General features: G+C 52.7%; 20 protein-coding genes. 19 read left to right on the top strand and 1 reads right to left on the bottom strand.

Annotated elements, in window-relative coordinates; all coding sequences use genetic code 11:
• Window positions 1-226 precede the first annotated feature (226 nt).
• From ABX962_RS14765 to ABX962_RS14720, 10 genes are all read left to right on the top strand, one after another.
• A complete protein-coding gene (locus tag ABX962_RS14765) occupies window positions 227-664 on the top strand; it encodes a hypothetical protein (RefSeq protein ID WP_372720669.1) in 438 nt (145 codons plus the stop codon).
• Between the two features lie 158 nt (window positions 665-822).
• On the top strand, window positions 823-1,086 hold the full coding sequence (locus tag ABX962_RS14760; RefSeq protein ID WP_372720667.1) for a hypothetical protein: 264 nt from the start codon (window positions 823-825) through the stop codon (window positions 1,084-1,086).
• Between the two features lie 119 nt (window positions 1,087-1,205).
• Window positions 1,206-1,862, top strand: coding sequence for an SMI1/KNR4 family protein (locus ABX962_RS14755; protein WP_372720665.1), 657 nt, complete (start codon window positions 1,206-1,208; stop codon window positions 1,860-1,862).
• Between the two features lie 136 nt (window positions 1,863-1,998).
• Entirely contained in the window at window positions 1,999-2,352 is a 354-nt protein-coding gene (locus ABX962_RS14750) for a hypothetical protein (protein ID WP_372720663.1), read from the top strand.
• A 125-nt stretch (window positions 2,353-2,477) separates the two neighbouring features.
• On the top strand, window positions 2,478-2,921 hold the full coding sequence (locus ABX962_RS14745; RefSeq protein WP_372720661.1) for a hypothetical protein: 444 nt from the start codon (window positions 2,478-2,480) through the stop codon (window positions 2,919-2,921).
• A gap of 147 nt (window positions 2,922-3,068) precedes the next feature.
• A complete protein-coding gene (locus ABX962_RS14740; RefSeq protein WP_372720659.1) occupies window positions 3,069-3,641 on the top strand; it encodes a hypothetical protein in 573 nt (190 codons plus the stop codon).
• 290 nt (window positions 3,642-3,931) lie between these two features.
• Window positions 3,932-4,132 carry a hypothetical protein gene (locus ABX962_RS14735; protein WP_372720657.1) on the top strand — a complete coding sequence of 67 codons (201 nt, stop codon included), beginning with the start codon at window positions 3,932-3,934 and terminating at the stop codon, window positions 4,130-4,132.
• A 98-nt stretch (window positions 4,133-4,230) separates the two neighbouring features.
• On the top strand, window positions 4,231-4,668 hold the full coding sequence (locus tag ABX962_RS14730; RefSeq protein ID WP_372720655.1) for a hypothetical protein: 438 nt from the start codon (window positions 4,231-4,233) through the stop codon (window positions 4,666-4,668).
• A 95-nt stretch (window positions 4,669-4,763) separates the two neighbouring features.
• Window positions 4,764-5,204 carry a hypothetical protein gene (locus tag ABX962_RS14725; RefSeq protein ID WP_372720653.1) on the top strand — a complete coding sequence of 147 codons (441 nt, stop codon included), beginning with the start codon at window positions 4,764-4,766 and terminating at the stop codon, window positions 5,202-5,204.
• A 118-nt stretch (window positions 5,205-5,322) separates the two neighbouring features.
• Window positions 5,323-5,952: a hypothetical protein gene (locus ABX962_RS14720; RefSeq protein WP_372720651.1), complete on the top strand. Its 630-nt coding sequence runs from the start codon at window positions 5,323-5,325 to the stop codon at window positions 5,950-5,952.
• Window positions 5,953-6,388: 436 nt separating this feature from the next.
• Here the strand turns inward: ABX962_RS14720 and ABX962_RS14715 are convergent, their stop codons facing one another.
• Window positions 6,389-6,853, bottom strand: coding sequence for a reverse transcriptase domain-containing protein (locus ABX962_RS14715; RefSeq protein WP_372720671.1), 465 nt, complete (start codon window positions 6,851-6,853; stop codon window positions 6,389-6,391).
• Between the two features lie 711 nt (window positions 6,854-7,564).
• Between ABX962_RS14715 and ABX962_RS14710 the strand changes: the two genes are divergently transcribed.
• The 9 genes from ABX962_RS14710 to ABX962_RS14670 all read left to right on the top strand — a co-directional run bounded on the left by ABX962_RS14710 (window position 7,565) and on the right by ABX962_RS14670 (window position 13,357).
• Complete coding sequence (locus tag ABX962_RS14710) at window positions 7,565-8,095, top strand: hypothetical protein (protein WP_372720649.1); 531 nt, start codon at window positions 7,565-7,567, stop codon at window positions 8,093-8,095.
• 181 nt (window positions 8,096-8,276) lie between these two features.
• The gene (locus tag ABX962_RS14705; RefSeq protein ID WP_372720647.1) at window positions 8,277-8,816 is read left to right on the top strand and encodes a hypothetical protein; all 540 of its coding nucleotides are present in this window, start codon (window positions 8,277-8,279) and stop codon (window positions 8,814-8,816) included.
• 250 nt (window positions 8,817-9,066) lie between these two features.
• Complete coding sequence (locus ABX962_RS14700) at window positions 9,067-9,405, top strand: hypothetical protein (RefSeq protein ID WP_372720645.1); 339 nt, start codon at window positions 9,067-9,069, stop codon at window positions 9,403-9,405.
• Between the two features lie 103 nt (window positions 9,406-9,508).
• A complete protein-coding gene (locus ABX962_RS14695) occupies window positions 9,509-9,829 on the top strand; it encodes a hypothetical protein (protein WP_372720643.1) in 321 nt (106 codons plus the stop codon).
• A 230-nt stretch (window positions 9,830-10,059) separates the two neighbouring features.
• The gene (locus ABX962_RS14690; RefSeq protein ID WP_372720641.1) at window positions 10,060-10,194 is read left to right on the top strand and encodes a hypothetical protein; all 135 of its coding nucleotides are present in this window, start codon (window positions 10,060-10,062) and stop codon (window positions 10,192-10,194) included.
• Between the two features lie 20 nt (window positions 10,195-10,214).
• Complete coding sequence (locus ABX962_RS14685; protein ID WP_372720640.1) at window positions 10,215-10,718, top strand: hypothetical protein; 504 nt, start codon at window positions 10,215-10,217, stop codon at window positions 10,716-10,718.
• 152 nt (window positions 10,719-10,870) lie between these two features.
• Window positions 10,871-11,155: a hypothetical protein gene (locus ABX962_RS14680; RefSeq protein ID WP_372720638.1), complete on the top strand. Its 285-nt coding sequence runs from the start codon at window positions 10,871-10,873 to the stop codon at window positions 11,153-11,155.
• Between the two features lie 202 nt (window positions 11,156-11,357).
• Entirely contained in the window at window positions 11,358-12,875 is a 1,518-nt protein-coding gene (locus ABX962_RS14675; RefSeq protein ID WP_372720636.1) for a TlpA family protein disulfide reductase, read from the top strand.
• A 131-nt stretch (window positions 12,876-13,006) separates the two neighbouring features.
• Entirely contained in the window at window positions 13,007-13,357 is a 351-nt protein-coding gene (locus tag ABX962_RS14670; RefSeq protein WP_372720634.1) for a hypothetical protein, read from the top strand.
• Window positions 13,358-14,178 lie beyond the last annotated feature (821 nt).

Raw genomic sequence — 14,178 nt, 5'->3', positions numbered from 1 at the left:
CTAGCCTCACTGGTCGATCCCAACGGTTGCCTGCTTGACGGGCCACCCACGGGGCGGAACGCCACTGCAACCGTGACGGATTCATGCTTGCTGCGATCTGCGATAACCATGCAATGGTGACGGAGCGGCGGCATCGTTTTTTCAAAGTGGTTTAATCACCCTTCGCCGCCCGCACATCGTTAACGTTCGCCCAACGAGATGGTGACTGCAACTACAGCGCAAGCCAATGCTTGAATTGATACTTTTTCTCGTTGTCGCATTACCGATTGCTTGGCTGATCTCCGAGTTCTACGACAACCGGTCCGCACGAATCGCGTTGGGCGTATCCGCGATCGCAATGTCGATTGGCGTTGCTTGGATCGTCGGGAAGCTTGATCGCTTGCAATCCAATATCTACTTCTCCGAAGCAACAAAAGACCTAATCCAAAACACGATTATCGAACTTGAGAACGACAATGCCGCTACCGTCCTCACCGAACTGCGCTCGCTACGTGACGACTTTCGGCCGACCTACGAAACACGCGACGATTACAGCGTCCTCGTAGACCGATACATCCACTCGATTTCAGCATCTCCGGTGGAGCATTCTAACGGTGATCCGCGATGGTCTCACGAGATGGTAGACTACATGCCGCCCGAGACAGACGAGGCGGGCGAACCATGACATGCACGGGAGCACGGCTTGCGGCGTTTTTCGCAATGGATAGTCAACTCTCCGTGCCCCGTGATGTCCGCCGTTCTGGCAATAAAACTTGTGCGACTTCCGTCAACGCGTGTGCGATTCGATTGATTGACCTCACATTCCTGTCGAAATCACTTTCGGTGGCACTCGCAATTGGTTTTGTGTTGCTCGTGTTTACGATGACTGGATCCGGCGAATCCGCTTTTCGCGCTTTGCTTTTCGTTCTACTGCCCCTGTTGTGCATCTGGTTCTCAGACGCGATGGGACGGCTGACGGGAATATCGATGGGACTGGGGCGACCCGTGATCACCAAAGGGACGCCTGGCGTGTTTGTCGCGATCGGAGGCTGGATTCTGCTGATCGCAGGGCTCGGTGCCTGGTTAATGGCGCGGGTACAATCATAGCGGGACGAAGCCAGAACCATGAAATGCACGGGAGAACGGGAGTGACGTCCATTGGTTTACTTGCAAGTCCCTCGCCCGTTCCCCGTGATTTTAGACGTTCGCCTAACTGAGATCCGACGATGCCTATCAGCGGCGACTACTCTATTGAGCAACGCAAACCCCGGAGACGCGCGGCCACCCCGACGATGTTAGAACGTTTCGAACGGGATGCAGGTCTGCAAATTCCGAGAGACTATCGTTGTTTCCTCCTGTGCCAAAATGGCGGCGTGCCAGTTAAACGCAGAATCACTTGGGGACGAAAAGCATATCAGGATACTGTCTTGAAGAAGTTTTTCGGTGTAACCGGCGCGTCGAATTTGGCGATCACGCTACAAATTTATGATGACCGCATTCCCTCCGGTACTTTTCCCATCGCTTGTGACGAGTTTGGGAATCTCTTACTCATTGCCAAGCGCAGCGAAACTCTTCCTGTCTTGTTTTGGGATCACGAGAAGGAGCTTGATCGAGGCAAACCGTCCGTAGTCGCGCCCAATCTGTTGAAATTCCTGGCTATGCTTGAGACTGACAAGATGGTCGAATACGAGATCGCTACAATCATATACCAAGATGGCGAACGACAGCGATTTGCTCAACCAAATACAATCCGCTTCATGTCCATAGATCGTGAAACCCTAGTTGGTCTTCGCCAACTCAAGACTGGCGAGTGTATCGACCTTTTCGGAACAGTGCGAAAAATCAAGAAGATCGAATACACTAAAGAATCCCATCCAGGCTGAAGTTGGTTTTCACGATGATTCGGTGTAGGACTGCGGCGAACAAAGCGTTCGACACGGAGCCTCGGATCGGGCGGCTTTTTATTGGAAACTTTACTTGCCGCGGCCCGGTCAACGCGGCCGTTCCCCGAATTGAGACATGATCCGTCTCGCAACCCTGACAATGTTCATCTTCACACTTGGCTGCACTGATTCAGGCGTAGGGGTGCGTTCGATGGACGCGCAACGCATGTCGGCGATTGTTGCCCATGCTCAGGAAAGGGCTACAGATTCTCGGCATCGCGAACTTCTTGCGCGGGGTAACGTGTTCGTAGACCTTGATGGCCTCGATATACCGTGCGTCGGCGTGACCGTGCCGAACGATAGCCACGCAAATCGTATTCATGTATCATTTACGCAAGACTGGTTTCGCTCACATTCAGACGACGAAATTGCGGAGGCGATGCTTGAGGACCTTCAGAGAGCATTGACCGATCCTGCGTCAGACGACTAACAAACTGTGCCAGAACGTCGGGGAACCATCGCGTGAACCGGAGTACGCGAGTCGGCGTTCTATAGGTTGAAAATCTATCGCGCGTACCCGGTTACGCGTGCCGTTCCCCGACAAAGAGATCGTCCATGCTGCTCCGTGCGATAGCGCTACTCATTGCCGTCAGCTCATTTTCTGGATGCAACGTGGACAACCAGCACATCCCAGTCGATCACAAAGACGACTCTGTAGAATATCGAACTCAGGTTTGGGACGCCGTCGAGCAACGTGTCGGTTCTACGCTGACGCCACTTTCCTCTGACGCAAAATTCGATGGTGTTTGGGATGTTGACTTTGACATATTTGGCAACCGCCAGCCGATGTTTCGATACAACTTTACGTCCGAAACGACCGTTGAGATTGTCTCCCTACAAGGCAACGATCAGACTCCGCAGGCTGACAAATACGGTGTGAAACGCGAAGGGCAGATGTCGATGTCAGGCGAGACCTATCACGCGGCGACGACTGAAAAAAACGAACTTGTCCTGTTCAACGGCGACTCAAGCCTTGTGCTGATCGCAACGAAACGCTGAGAATGGCGGGGAACCATGGGTTGTTACGGAGCGGCGGTGGCACGCGGTTTCGTCTGCTTGCAGGTCAATCGCCGCCGCCCGCAAAACCCTAACGTTCCCCGATTAAGGTTTGCATTCACTACCCATAAGCCCCGGGGTTGAGGGATTATGAAACGCTGGCTCCGAATATCTGTTCGCACCTTACTCGCGATTACGACGATCCTTGCCTTGATGATTGGCTATCTGTCGAACCGACTTCGTGGTCATAAGGCAGCGGTCACTGCCATACGTGCACACGGTGGCACATTTGCAATCAAGTACGACGGTCCAGATTGGCTGCGAGCACAATTTGATGACGACGAGTATTTTTACAACTGCGTTCGCGTAAACCTTGGGCCATACAACAAGGGTTACGATCGTTCTCGCCCGATAGGTGATGATGATGTCGAGGCGTTGATACCTCATTTAAATGCTTTTAGCAATTTCCAAATTCTCGACCTTCGTCGATCGAGCATCACTGACGGTGTGACGCAACTGCTCGATCGAATTGATCGCTTAGACGCCGTTATCCTTTGGGAAACGAAGATCTCTGATGAGGGACTCGATAACATGCCTTCGATTCCATCGCTTACACATCTTGATGTTCGCAATACGCTTGTTACTCCCGATGGCGTGGGGCGGTTTGTCGAACGCAACCCGCAATGTAAAGTGAGGGCTGACTTCGTTGTCCCCAATGCTTAGGAAAATGGGTAACCCACCCGTGCACCGGAGCCGGGCTTGCGAGCGTTTCGCCAATGGTTGACTAAACACTCCCGGCCCGGTGACGGGCAGCGTTACCCGACTGAAATCCGCATTACTCTATTGCGTATCGCGAAACTGAAATGGTCCGCACCGTAGTCATCGCTTTCGCGTGGATCGCTGGCTCCGTTGGTTTCTGCTTTGCGATCGCAGTTGAACGATCGGAGCCACTGGGCTCGTTGATTGGTGTGCTCGCATTCGCGACCGCTGTTCTGTCGGCCATGTTTTGCACCATGGGCGAATCCGTAATCGAAGATGGGGTTAAGACTGCAATGATCGGTGCGCTCGCACTGGGCATGACGCTGGCGATTCCGACAACTGTGCCGTTTTCGCTTGCTTTCGCCCCCGGTGTTGCTGCGGTAGTCGCCAGTTCACTAAACTACCTTCGTAAACGTTACTTGCGTCTTCGCTCTGATCGCCATGACGGCGGGTAACCATGCCATGCAGTGGAGTACGGCATCAGGCGTTTAGAAATAGAAAATCAATCGTCCGTACCCACTGATGGCTGCCGTTATCCGATTGAAATTGAAACATGAGCGACGAACCCTACATGCTCGAATCGCTCAACGACGCGTCCCGCCGTGTTGCTGTATTCGAGGACGACGGCACCTCTGCTTGGCTGTACCTGTCCGGCCCGAACGATCGAAAACCGATTGCAGACGTATGGGTTCACAATCGAATTGGCGCTCCCCCCACATCTGAGATCAAACGCTATCGCGGCGGCCCACCACCTGCCGCATCCGGTTTTACTGACAACTCTACCATTTGCCACGATCCCGATGCTCACGAATGGACGTTTACTTGGCGCGATGATGGCGACGCGGTTGCATTACACTGCGACGGCACGCCCATTGCGATACTCATTGCCTCTAATCGCAAGGGTTGGTCACGGAATTTGAAGCGTGATGGACCATGGGGTAATGTGTGGGATGGGAGCCTATACACTGCGATCGTCCAAGACGGCGGATAACCATGTCGTGCAACGGAGCACGGCATGGGGCGATTACAAATGGAAACCACATTGGCCGTGCCCGCTGACGACCACCGTTCTTCGACAAACCGCCAATGCCAAATCTGATCACCGGCACTGAATTCGAAAAGCAACTGCGAGTCTGTGGCAACCGGATGACCGATCGTGAATTCCGGAGACTTGTGTTCGCGTACTGCCAACACTATCAGGAGATTTACTGGTTCGACCAATTGGAGAATGCCTTTGCCTATCTCGAGCTTGCGTCGGAAACTGATTCGGACGCAGTTCGCAGCGAATTGACGGCAATCCGTAATGAAGTCGAATGTGCGATGGGGGAGTACTTTGAGAGTCTCAACGAAGTCGCTACAGCGATTAATCGGCTGCTTGACGAACGGCCATTCACCACGAGCGATACAATCTCATGTATCAGCCACGTCTGGAACGCTCACGCTTGCAACGAAGCCCCGGCCGAGTTTCGGTCGCGAGAGGATCGAATGTTATGTAAACTGCTCGTCAATGTCGCGGACGACGCCTGATCGAACTACCGTGAAAGCAAAGAACCAAGTGTTGCACGCGAACGGCGGCGACGTCGGTTTTGCTTTCAGTGCTCGGGTCGCCGCCGCGTGAACACCAACGTTATCCAATACAAAAACTATGGACCGTAATCGAAAAACGCTAGCATTTACGGTTGCCCTGTTCAATGCGAAAGACGGCCCCTCGTATTCCGTCTACACTCAAGCATACGGAATGGAGATGAGTGTTGCCGATTGGCCGCTAAACATCCTGATAATGGCACCACCCCATCTTGTTTCTGCAATGACAGATGCCGCGGATATCCAATCGGCGGGGATGATACCTGGAGCGAGCTACACACCTGGTGACGGTGATTATGAACAGATCCGGTCGTATGGCGGAAAATGGGTGTTAGCGCGTCCATCCGACGACGTGGCAAGAATTGTAGCGGAAGGTCTCGGCATTGTCCTAACAATCGAAAAGGCTTCTGAGATGAAAGTAATTGCGGATCTAGAGGGTATAGATTCAGCGAACTTAATGATCGCGTACCAAATAAATAGCATTTCTACCGTTGAGAGTGCACAGAAAGAATGTAGCAAAATACGCAAGAGGTTACCGACCACCTGTCGTGAATCGTCGATTCTTGTCAGCGGTTCATTTGAACATGCAGATATAGTCGATTATCAATTCATCGATGGTGTGACTGGCTTATTGTTTCTGGATGCTTCATTCGAACAGGTCTTGCCGGTAATCAAAAACATCATTGGATAACCATGCGATGAAGCGAAGTCGCGGAGTCGTCGTTTTTGACAATGGTTAATCACTCGCCGCGACTCGGTTATCGCCGACGTTCGCCGACCGAATTAAAATGATAACTGTCGTTGCAAAAGTTCTCTTGGTCATTATCTTTTCGATCGGGATGATTGCGGTACCTGTTTGCGTCTTGATTAACATCGCCACCTTTTCTTGATGCGCAGGGAATCAACGCTCATGCACAATAGACCCTCTGGCCCCACGAACCATGTCCATCGCTGGATTTGGTTTAACAACAGTTTTTTGACTGACACTGACACGCTATCCGAATTGGGGAGAACTTACCGGCGATGGTATGTCGGATCGGCACTTATTCTTTTGCTCGTACCTCTTTTGGTGTTTGCGTTGGCTTATATCTCTGGTTGGCGACCAAATTGATTGTGGATTGCTTTGTCTATAATGAAGGCGAACCATGAAATGCACGGGAGACACGTGTGGCCGACTGCTCGGTCTTGGAGAACACCAAGAAGTCGTCCGCATAACGCACAAAACGGTGGCCGCGAGACTCCATCTCCTTGTCAAAATCATCCAATAGGACGTTTGAAAGAAACGGTGACAGCGGTCCGCCTTGCATCGTGCCTTCGTTCGATGGGTGGAAGTCGGCGTCGATCATCACACCGGCTCGTAAGTAGTTCCCGATCAGTCGCAGTAATCGTTTGTCGCGGACCTTGCGCCCCACACGATGCATCAACACATCATGCTGAACGGTGTCAAAGAACTTCGACAAATCGATATCGACGCACCAGCGGTAGCCAGCGCAAATATGCTGCTGTACGAGATGAATCGCTTCGTGAGCCGAGCGACAAGGACGAAAGCCAAAGCTTGACTCGGAGAACTCCGGGTCAAACGTGGGCGTCAGGACTAACAGGGTGGGTGAGGGACTCCGAAGAGCACGGACCGTGTTGTTCCTCCGCTCCTTGGTGGTTGCCGGAGGTCGGTTCTATGTGTTTCGGATCGATCGAGTTCATGGATGGTTCTTCCTTGTCAAGAAACGTTTGGTCCTTCCCGTTGCCGCTGGGTTGCGGCAGGATCGGTACTACGACCTCTGCTGACTTCTGCTCGCACGAGTCGGGTCACCCCGGTCGGGATCGTCTTTCAGCCGAAGTTGCTTACTCACGGGTACGCTTACAGATCTCCCCAAATAAGGGACGTGAACTTTCGCTGCACAAGTGCGTCGCCTACAAGCGGTTCTGTCGGAAACGGCTTTGTGGTCCTCGGGCCACTCGCCTCAGAAAACCGCCTGCCTCTACGACGTTTCTGTTCGTCACCTCGCAGCTTTGGCTCCGGCTTCCTCCCCACGGTCTGTCACCTCGCCGCAGTTGCCCTCGCCTAGTACTTCATCTTGAAAGATTACATTTGGTAGACTGACCTTCGTTCAAGTTCCGTTTTCGTACAGGGGACTGGCTTCCCGAAGGAAGCGGCACCCCACAAGTTCACGCCCATGTCGGGCGTACCGGTGAACGGGAGTTCGCGAGCCAGTCCACTTCAATAAAACATCAAACCCGCGAACCCCGTTACCGCCACCGTTCGCCGACTGAATATGCAGCAACACCATCACGATTCTGCGACGTTGCCAATGACCATTGACGAGTATTCTCAGACGCTATTGGACGCCCTGATCGACGAACTTGCCATTGCGATCCCACGGGCCTTTGCATCACTCTCCGATGAGTTTGCTGACCTTTGCGGATTCGCAGTTGGCACGACACGATTGCTTGAGTTTATCGTTCCGGTTTTCCAACGCAAAAGCGAGCTTTCATCCGGCAGCGGTGATTTCGCCAGGTTCTTTCCGCCTGAATGGGCAGTCCTGAACAATCGCGATCGAAGCGATTCATTCGGTGACGGCGTTGAAACTGCTCGAAAACGCCTTGAGACGCATTGCAGTGCAGGCGATTACGATTTGCGTGCCTCGGTCTCGGACGCATTCTTGGATTCACTTCTCTCGCTGCTTGTTGATCTTGTTAGAAACAATCAGCTAGGGCAGAAGACTAATGATCGCTACTTGACAATTTGGATCGCTGGTGATGATCTTGAATGGATAATCAAAGCATCCGAACGGCTCAATACTCCCGAGTTACATCAGCGGGTTCTGAGTATGTAGAATGTGGATCACATCAACGGTCAACGATCCAAACGCACAGGAATGCGGCGAACCAGCGGATGCACGTGAGTCGCCGAGTTGAGTTGATTGAAGTGGTCAGTCGTTCGCGGCGACCACGTGATCCGTAATGTTCGTCGACTATTTCGTTTCTTTCTCCAACCACGACCCACGAGTTCCTACTATGACCTCACGACTTCTACTTGCCGTCATATTCACTGCTGCCGCGTTTACACAGGCCGGCTACGGTGCTGACTCTTCGGGTTCTACGAAGCCCATCTGGGTCGTAGTTGAATCCCTACCTGACTCAACCGATGGAAAGCCGCGGTATTCGGTTCAGGTCTCCAGCGGAGTGGGGTTTGGCCTGGCTGACGCTATCTCCGAAGCACTCACAGGCTCTGCGACAGAAAATACCTTTTTGAGGCCGGTGACGGATTTCGATCTTTCGCTGTCGTTGGAGTCTTCATTAGTGATGAAGATTGATAAGAGCCATTTGACGATCGCGCCGGGGGAGAGATTTTCGTTTTCAAAGGTTGCTGAACTGGCGAAGCGGCTTGAGAAAATTGGACTGAGCGAGGCATCCATTGCCTCCATTGATACTGTTTTGACACCAAAACCCATAATGACAGACCGAAAGACAATTTTCAGCCATCCCTTCGAAGAATCATTTGAGTTTCACGTCGCCACGACTTCGCCATCCGATGCGGCGCCAATTGGTCGGTAGGCTGCGCAATCTGAATCGCCGCGACGAACCAACCGGTGCAACCGCACGGCGAAGTCGGATGTGTTCAAATGGATGATCATCCGTCGCCGCCGGCTGATCGGTAACGTTCGCCAGCCTGACAACGCAAGCTTTCGCAACCCACATCAACCACGCATCGGACGCTGGTGCGACGCATCCCAGTGCACGGCAAAGAGCGCTGCTGATTGCATTCATCGCGTTTTCTGTCACAGCGTTTGCCGTTGCTGTCGCCATGCTTGTGTCTGCGCGCATCGCGGAGCGACTTCTGCCGTACTACGGTTGGCCCATCATTGGATTTATGTATATCACCACACTAAAGTACGCTGTTCCGCCATTCCTGCTGCGCAATCCGACGCCGATTAACAAATACTTCAACGCGATTTCGTGGACACTTCGCATCCTGATTTGCTACGGTGTGGTTACGTCCGCGATCGGCTGGATGACGGATGACTTCGACAACCCATACCTGACTGTCAATGCCGTCCAACCTATCTGGACGGTGGTTGTGCCATTGATCTGGCTTTTGCTTTTCCGCATTCAAGGCAAATCGACGCCGACGCAACAACACTGACGAACCATGACGTGCACGTTGCGGACTGGAAATGGCTTTAAGACGAGCGGGCGGGAGGGAGACACGGAGACACGGAGTGAGGAGTGAGGAGTGAGGAGTGAGCGTGGCACAGACTGAATCGGTGCTCTGGTACTCCTGGGAAAAAAGCAGATGGCCGACAGAAAAATTGGTGCGTCAGAAAAATGTTCTAGACGCAGTAGTGCCTGCCCTGTATTTCGATCTTCATCTTTTTGTCACCCATTTTTTTGCCTGCTTATGGGCATCAGGGGAGGTCGATTTTATTGGGCTTCGGGGGGCGTCGATTTGTGTACATGGTTCAACAGTGCGTCGATTGCCGCTGGTTCCGCGGTTGGCACGAGTTGTTAATTGCGGCGTGATTGCCCCTTGGCAGTTTTGTCATGCCGCACTCATTCGCGATCCTTAGCGTGATTCGCGGGCAAACGTTTGCGAGCGGTGTTCGCTGTGAATCAAATGGATTTCCACGGGGAAAGTCCTCGTGGCGCGGACTTGGTCGCGATTGAAGAGTGCAAAGTGATGCCAGGTGAGAGGTGTAGGCTGGGAGCCGGATGCGCCGGCGGCGCCAGTCCGGTTCTGAGAGGGGTCGGTGATCAATTGGACAAGGATCAAATATGGTGACACCACAAGGAGAAATCTGTGGCAAACCGTGAACACAAAGCGTATCCTAACATCCGAGAGACTCCGTTCTACTCGCCCCGAGCGGCGAAGTCGGGCGGATTTGACATGGACAATCTTTCGTCGCCGCCGGCTGATCGCTACCGTTCGCCTTAACTTTACCAAAGGATGCTCTCATGCAACTGAAATTACTCCCCTTCGCCCTAACACTGATCTGCGTCTCGAACCTTGTCCTCGCGTCTGAAGACCGCAGCTCCAAAGACATTTCTCTGGCGCTTGCTGTAGAGGGCTTTAATCTCAGAAACGATCAACAACGCGAACAGGCTGGGCAACTTCCGTTGACGGAAGAAGAAGTGGTTGCTGCAGTTCGGTCGTGGCAACCCGGCGAGAAACCAAAAGTATCAAATGATCTACGCAATCGAGTTCGAGCAATTGCCGAAACACGAGTAATGCCTCCGGGCGCACTTCTCGGCAGAGTCGCAGTGCACTATCAATCTGGCTACCGATTCGAAGTTTACCGCATTATGCTGAATGTCGTAGGTTCTGAAACAGAGCTGCCGGCGAACGTTGTCGTCCGCAATCACTTCATTTCATCGCGGAAAATTAGGCCAGAAGAACAGCGGGAATTGGATGAGTCACTGGCGGCTATTAAATCGACTGCTGATGATTCGAAACAGTAGGATGAATTGGCGAACCATGCGATCAACCGAAGCGGCGAAGCATGGTGGACACAAGTGGAAACTCATCCGTCGCCGCTCGGTTATCGCCGACGTTCGTCGACAGAGTGCCGCACATTGAATCGCTAGCACGTCATCGACAATCGCGGCACTTCATGAACGATCCAAATCCGTATTCATCGCCTGCCGACGACAACGCTCGCTCAATCCGTTCGTCTCGACCAGCGATCACACTGAAGACTGTCGCGTACGCGTTGATGTGGATGATTGGTTCGGCGTTGTTTGCATTGCGTTTTTCACCAAAACTCGCAACGATTCGCCCGATCAATTTCGATCCGCTGTTCGGTGGCGTGGGGGCTTGTATCGGCTGGTTCCTGTTTCGATGGCAAAATCGTCGACGGCATCGTAAACTGGAGAATCATGGGATCGCCGGTCAATAGGGTTACCATTGAACCCTTCGGCACATCAAACCCGAATTGGCGGCGTACACTTGGTTGCCCCGGCGCTGCCCTTGCGTCCTTTTTGGCAATGGTTGCTCAATCTTCCCGGACCGCTAACCCCCACCGTTCGTCGACACATTGCGTTCCCGCCTTCACCTACGTCTGTCCTCAAGGTACGCTTCCACTCTTTCGGAACTTCGTTATGCTGTCCGTCTTCAAGCCTATTCAATGTGTCCTGGTCGTGTTCTTGTTTCACGGGGGCGCTGTCGTCGCGAACGGTGACGAACCAAATGAGTTGAAACGGGCGTTAGGCGTGCACGAGTCGCAATTGGCGACCTTGCCTAATGCCAAGATTGCATGGACTGTCCGCAATCTCGATGCAAATGGTACCGAACAGTCTGTCGAAAAATTCTCCACTGCGCTGTCGCAATCTGGCGAAGTTACGACCAACTTTCGAGAAAATGAGAAGCCGGTTTGCGCGATATGGAACAGCAATCGTTTCGTCGACATCGTTGGCTACGATGCAAATGCTGAATTGAAGAGCGACATCGCGGTAGCTGGTATGCGTGCAAGTCTATACGACGACGTAAAGCCAATTCGGCGACTCTTTCCTTGGCGGTCTTTGCGGTCATACCGACTCTTCGCTTCGGACCCAGATATGACCTTCGTTGACCTATGCAATAAGTCTTCTTTCGATCCCAAGGTGTTGCTCGACGGTGGCGATATTTTTCAGGTCAAAATTGGGCATCCGGGAAGCGCGCCCGATCCAAACATTGGAACACCAGGCATCCCTCGAGGAACCTCCGTTTTAATCAGTTTTGACAAAACTCATGGTCACCTGGTTAATAGCCATGAGACCACGCTAATGCTTCCTGGCGAAACGCAGCCATTTACTCAGATTATGCGTGTCCTCAAGTGGGATGAGCTAGCGGCGGGCGAATACTTTCCTGCAGAGGTCCAATATGTTGCCAAAACAGGTGGTAATGTCGTTTTCAGCCAGCTAATTCAGTTCGATCTTTCAGAGATCGGAGAGCTATCTGGACAAGACTCTTTTCGCCTCCCGCCAAATTTGCTTGTCACAAGCTTCGGAAAACCACGCTCAACCGTGCCACACGGCTACCATGTGACAACAAAACACGGAGATTTGGGTCCAGAATACGCAGATTTGAGGATCGCGCTGGTGCGTCAAAGTCATCAACTCGGTCGCGTAAACGATGGTGAATTTAAGGCCCAGCTCAAGGCAATTGGCGAGTCGCCCGAGGTAGGGGCGAAAGCGCCGACAATTGTCGCCCGAAACATGCGATCGAATGAGTCTGACACGGTGAGTTTCGATGAACAATTCACTGCGATTGAGTTTTGGTCGACGACTTGCGGTCCCTGTCAATATTCGATGTCAGCATTCAATGAGTTTGCGTCAGTGGTTGACAAGAAATATCCTGGCAAGGTCCAGTGCATCGCGATTTGCCTGGACGAAGATGCCTCCGTTGCAAAGAACCATATTGACTCTAGAAAATGGTTCAATTTGACAAACTTTTTAGATCGCTATGTCGACGAATCACGTAAAACATCTCCTTCGTACCCATTTGAGATTGCTCGCAAGTATGTCGTTACTGGCGTTCCGTTGTGCGTCCTGATTGACCAAAACGGAACGATCGTCTTTCGTGGACATTCATTTGACGAAGGAAAAGCGGTCCTCATGGAATACATTGATGCCAAATAAAGTCTGCTCGAACTGACTAAGATCTGGGGGCGACGCACGATGGGTTGCACCGGCATCCGCGAGCAAACTTTTTTGAAGGGGCAAGTCGCTCGCGCGGCCCCGCTGAACCCCGACGTTCGCCGAATGACTTCATGCTTTCACTCCTGACTTTCCTTGCGTCCGCAGCCTTTTTCTATCTGGTGCTCAGCTTTTCCAGCGTAGAGACCGTTGTCGCTGTGGCACTTGTCGCTGCGTTTGCATTTCTTCCGCCCGTCGTTGAGGACGTGATTGCGCGTGTCACAAATCGTCGACCAATTCGCGACTCGAAACACTACGAACGCCAGGAATTTTGCTACACATTCCTTGTTGCGGCCTCGCTAATCTACATTCTCCCGGACTGGGGCGAACTCCGTTTCATTGCATTGCTCGTTGCTTCGGTCTTGACAGGCAAGGCGGTTGCACAATTGACGCTAGGTAAACCGGGGATCAAGCAAGCAGCATAGCATCCAGGATTTGACTGGACTTGTTTTGCTGGGTAGATTGTGGGTGTCGCTGTGAACTGCAAATGCGGCGAACCATGCGATGGTGACGGAGCAGCTGCACGCTCGTTCGTCTGCTTGCACGTTCACTCTCGCCGCCCGCACATCGTTAACGTTATCCGATACAAGTTTTCCGATGCAACCTACGACCGCGATCCTCTACGTCTCCCTAATGACACCGACTGATCTGATCTATCTCGTGCAACCATACGTCGCCCCGATTGCGATGCTCTTCCTGACGGTTGCAGCGACAATTGCTGTACGCCGACAACGCTCTCTTGCCAATGCCTGCTTTGCAATCGCTTCGTGGCTCGTTTTGTCGAACACAGCTTTCCTGATGGCATGCTCTTATGTTGTCTCACAACGCTATTTGGATGACGGTTCAGTGACGATCAACTATCCACAACCACTACACACACTTTTCGCGGGACTAGCAATCTCTGGCGGGTGCTTTGCAATTGCTGGCGCGATTGCGCTGATCCGTCGCTCAAATGACTCGGTAACTCGAAGCGATACGTCCGAACCGGTCGCGACTCACGCTGTCGGATAACCATGGCATTCACACGGAGCGGGGCTTGCGGCCGAATTTGAAATGGACAACTTTCCTCTCCACGCCCGGTGATCGCCGCCGTTCTTGCACAGAATCGTACTCGTACTCAGGGCGCAGCCCGGTACTCGTACTTGTCCTCGACACCAGCGTTGACGAATACGTAGGGCATCACCGCCCAGGACGATGCTGCGATGCAAGCAATGCTGCACCAAATGGTTGCGATGGTGCGCTGCAT

The sequence above is a fragment of the Novipirellula sp. genome, assembly GCF_041583735.1.
Lineage (GTDB): Bacteria > Planctomycetota > Planctomycetia > Pirellulales > Pirellulaceae > Novipirellula.
The sequence above is the reverse complement of the archived record's forward strand: the minus strand, read 5'-3'. Positions and strand labels throughout refer to the sequence as shown.

What these genes read in the sequence shown, in the direction of transcription:
- ABX962_RS14765 (WP_372720669.1), top strand. Translation starts at nt 227, where the DNA reads ATGCTTGAATTGATACTTTTTCTCGTTGTCGCATTACCGATTGCTTGG.
- ABX962_RS14755 (WP_372720665.1), top strand. Translation starts at nt 1,206, where the DNA reads ATGCCTATCAGCGGCGACTACTCTATTGAGCAACGCAAACCCCGGAGA.
- ABX962_RS14750 (WP_372720663.1), top strand. Translation starts at nt 1,999, where the DNA reads ATGATCCGTCTCGCAACCCTGACAATGTTCATCTTCACACTTGGCTGC.
- ABX962_RS14745 (WP_372720661.1), top strand. Translation starts at nt 2,478, where the DNA reads ATGCTGCTCCGTGCGATAGCGCTACTCATTGCCGTCAGCTCATTTTCT.
- ABX962_RS14740 (WP_372720659.1), top strand. Translation starts at nt 3,069, where the DNA reads ATGAAACGCTGGCTCCGAATATCTGTTCGCACCTTACTCGCGATTACG.
- ABX962_RS14735 (WP_372720657.1), top strand. Translation starts at nt 3,932, where the DNA reads ATGGGCGAATCCGTAATCGAAGATGGGGTTAAGACTGCAATGATCGGT.
- ABX962_RS14730 (WP_372720655.1), top strand. Translation starts at nt 4,231, where the DNA reads ATGAGCGACGAACCCTACATGCTCGAATCGCTCAACGACGCGTCCCGC.
- ABX962_RS14725 (WP_372720653.1), top strand. Translation starts at nt 4,764, where the DNA reads ATGCCAAATCTGATCACCGGCACTGAATTCGAAAAGCAACTGCGAGTC.
- ABX962_RS14720 (WP_372720651.1), top strand. Translation starts at nt 5,323, where the DNA reads ATGGACCGTAATCGAAAAACGCTAGCATTTACGGTTGCCCTGTTCAAT.
- ABX962_RS14705 (WP_372720647.1), top strand. Translation starts at nt 8,277, where the DNA reads ATGACCTCACGACTTCTACTTGCCGTCATATTCACTGCTGCCGCGTTT.
- ABX962_RS14700 (WP_372720645.1), top strand. Translation starts at nt 9,067, where the DNA reads ATGCTTGTGTCTGCGCGCATCGCGGAGCGACTTCTGCCGTACTACGGT.
- ABX962_RS14685 (WP_372720640.1), top strand. Translation starts at nt 10,215, where the DNA reads ATGCAACTGAAATTACTCCCCTTCGCCCTAACACTGATCTGCGTCTCG.
- ABX962_RS14680 (WP_372720638.1), top strand. Translation starts at nt 10,871, where the DNA reads ATGAACGATCCAAATCCGTATTCATCGCCTGCCGACGACAACGCTCGC.
- ABX962_RS14675 (WP_372720636.1), top strand. Translation starts at nt 11,358, where the DNA reads ATGCTGTCCGTCTTCAAGCCTATTCAATGTGTCCTGGTCGTGTTCTTG.
- ABX962_RS14670 (WP_372720634.1), top strand. Translation starts at nt 13,007, where the DNA reads ATGCTTTCACTCCTGACTTTCCTTGCGTCCGCAGCCTTTTTCTATCTG.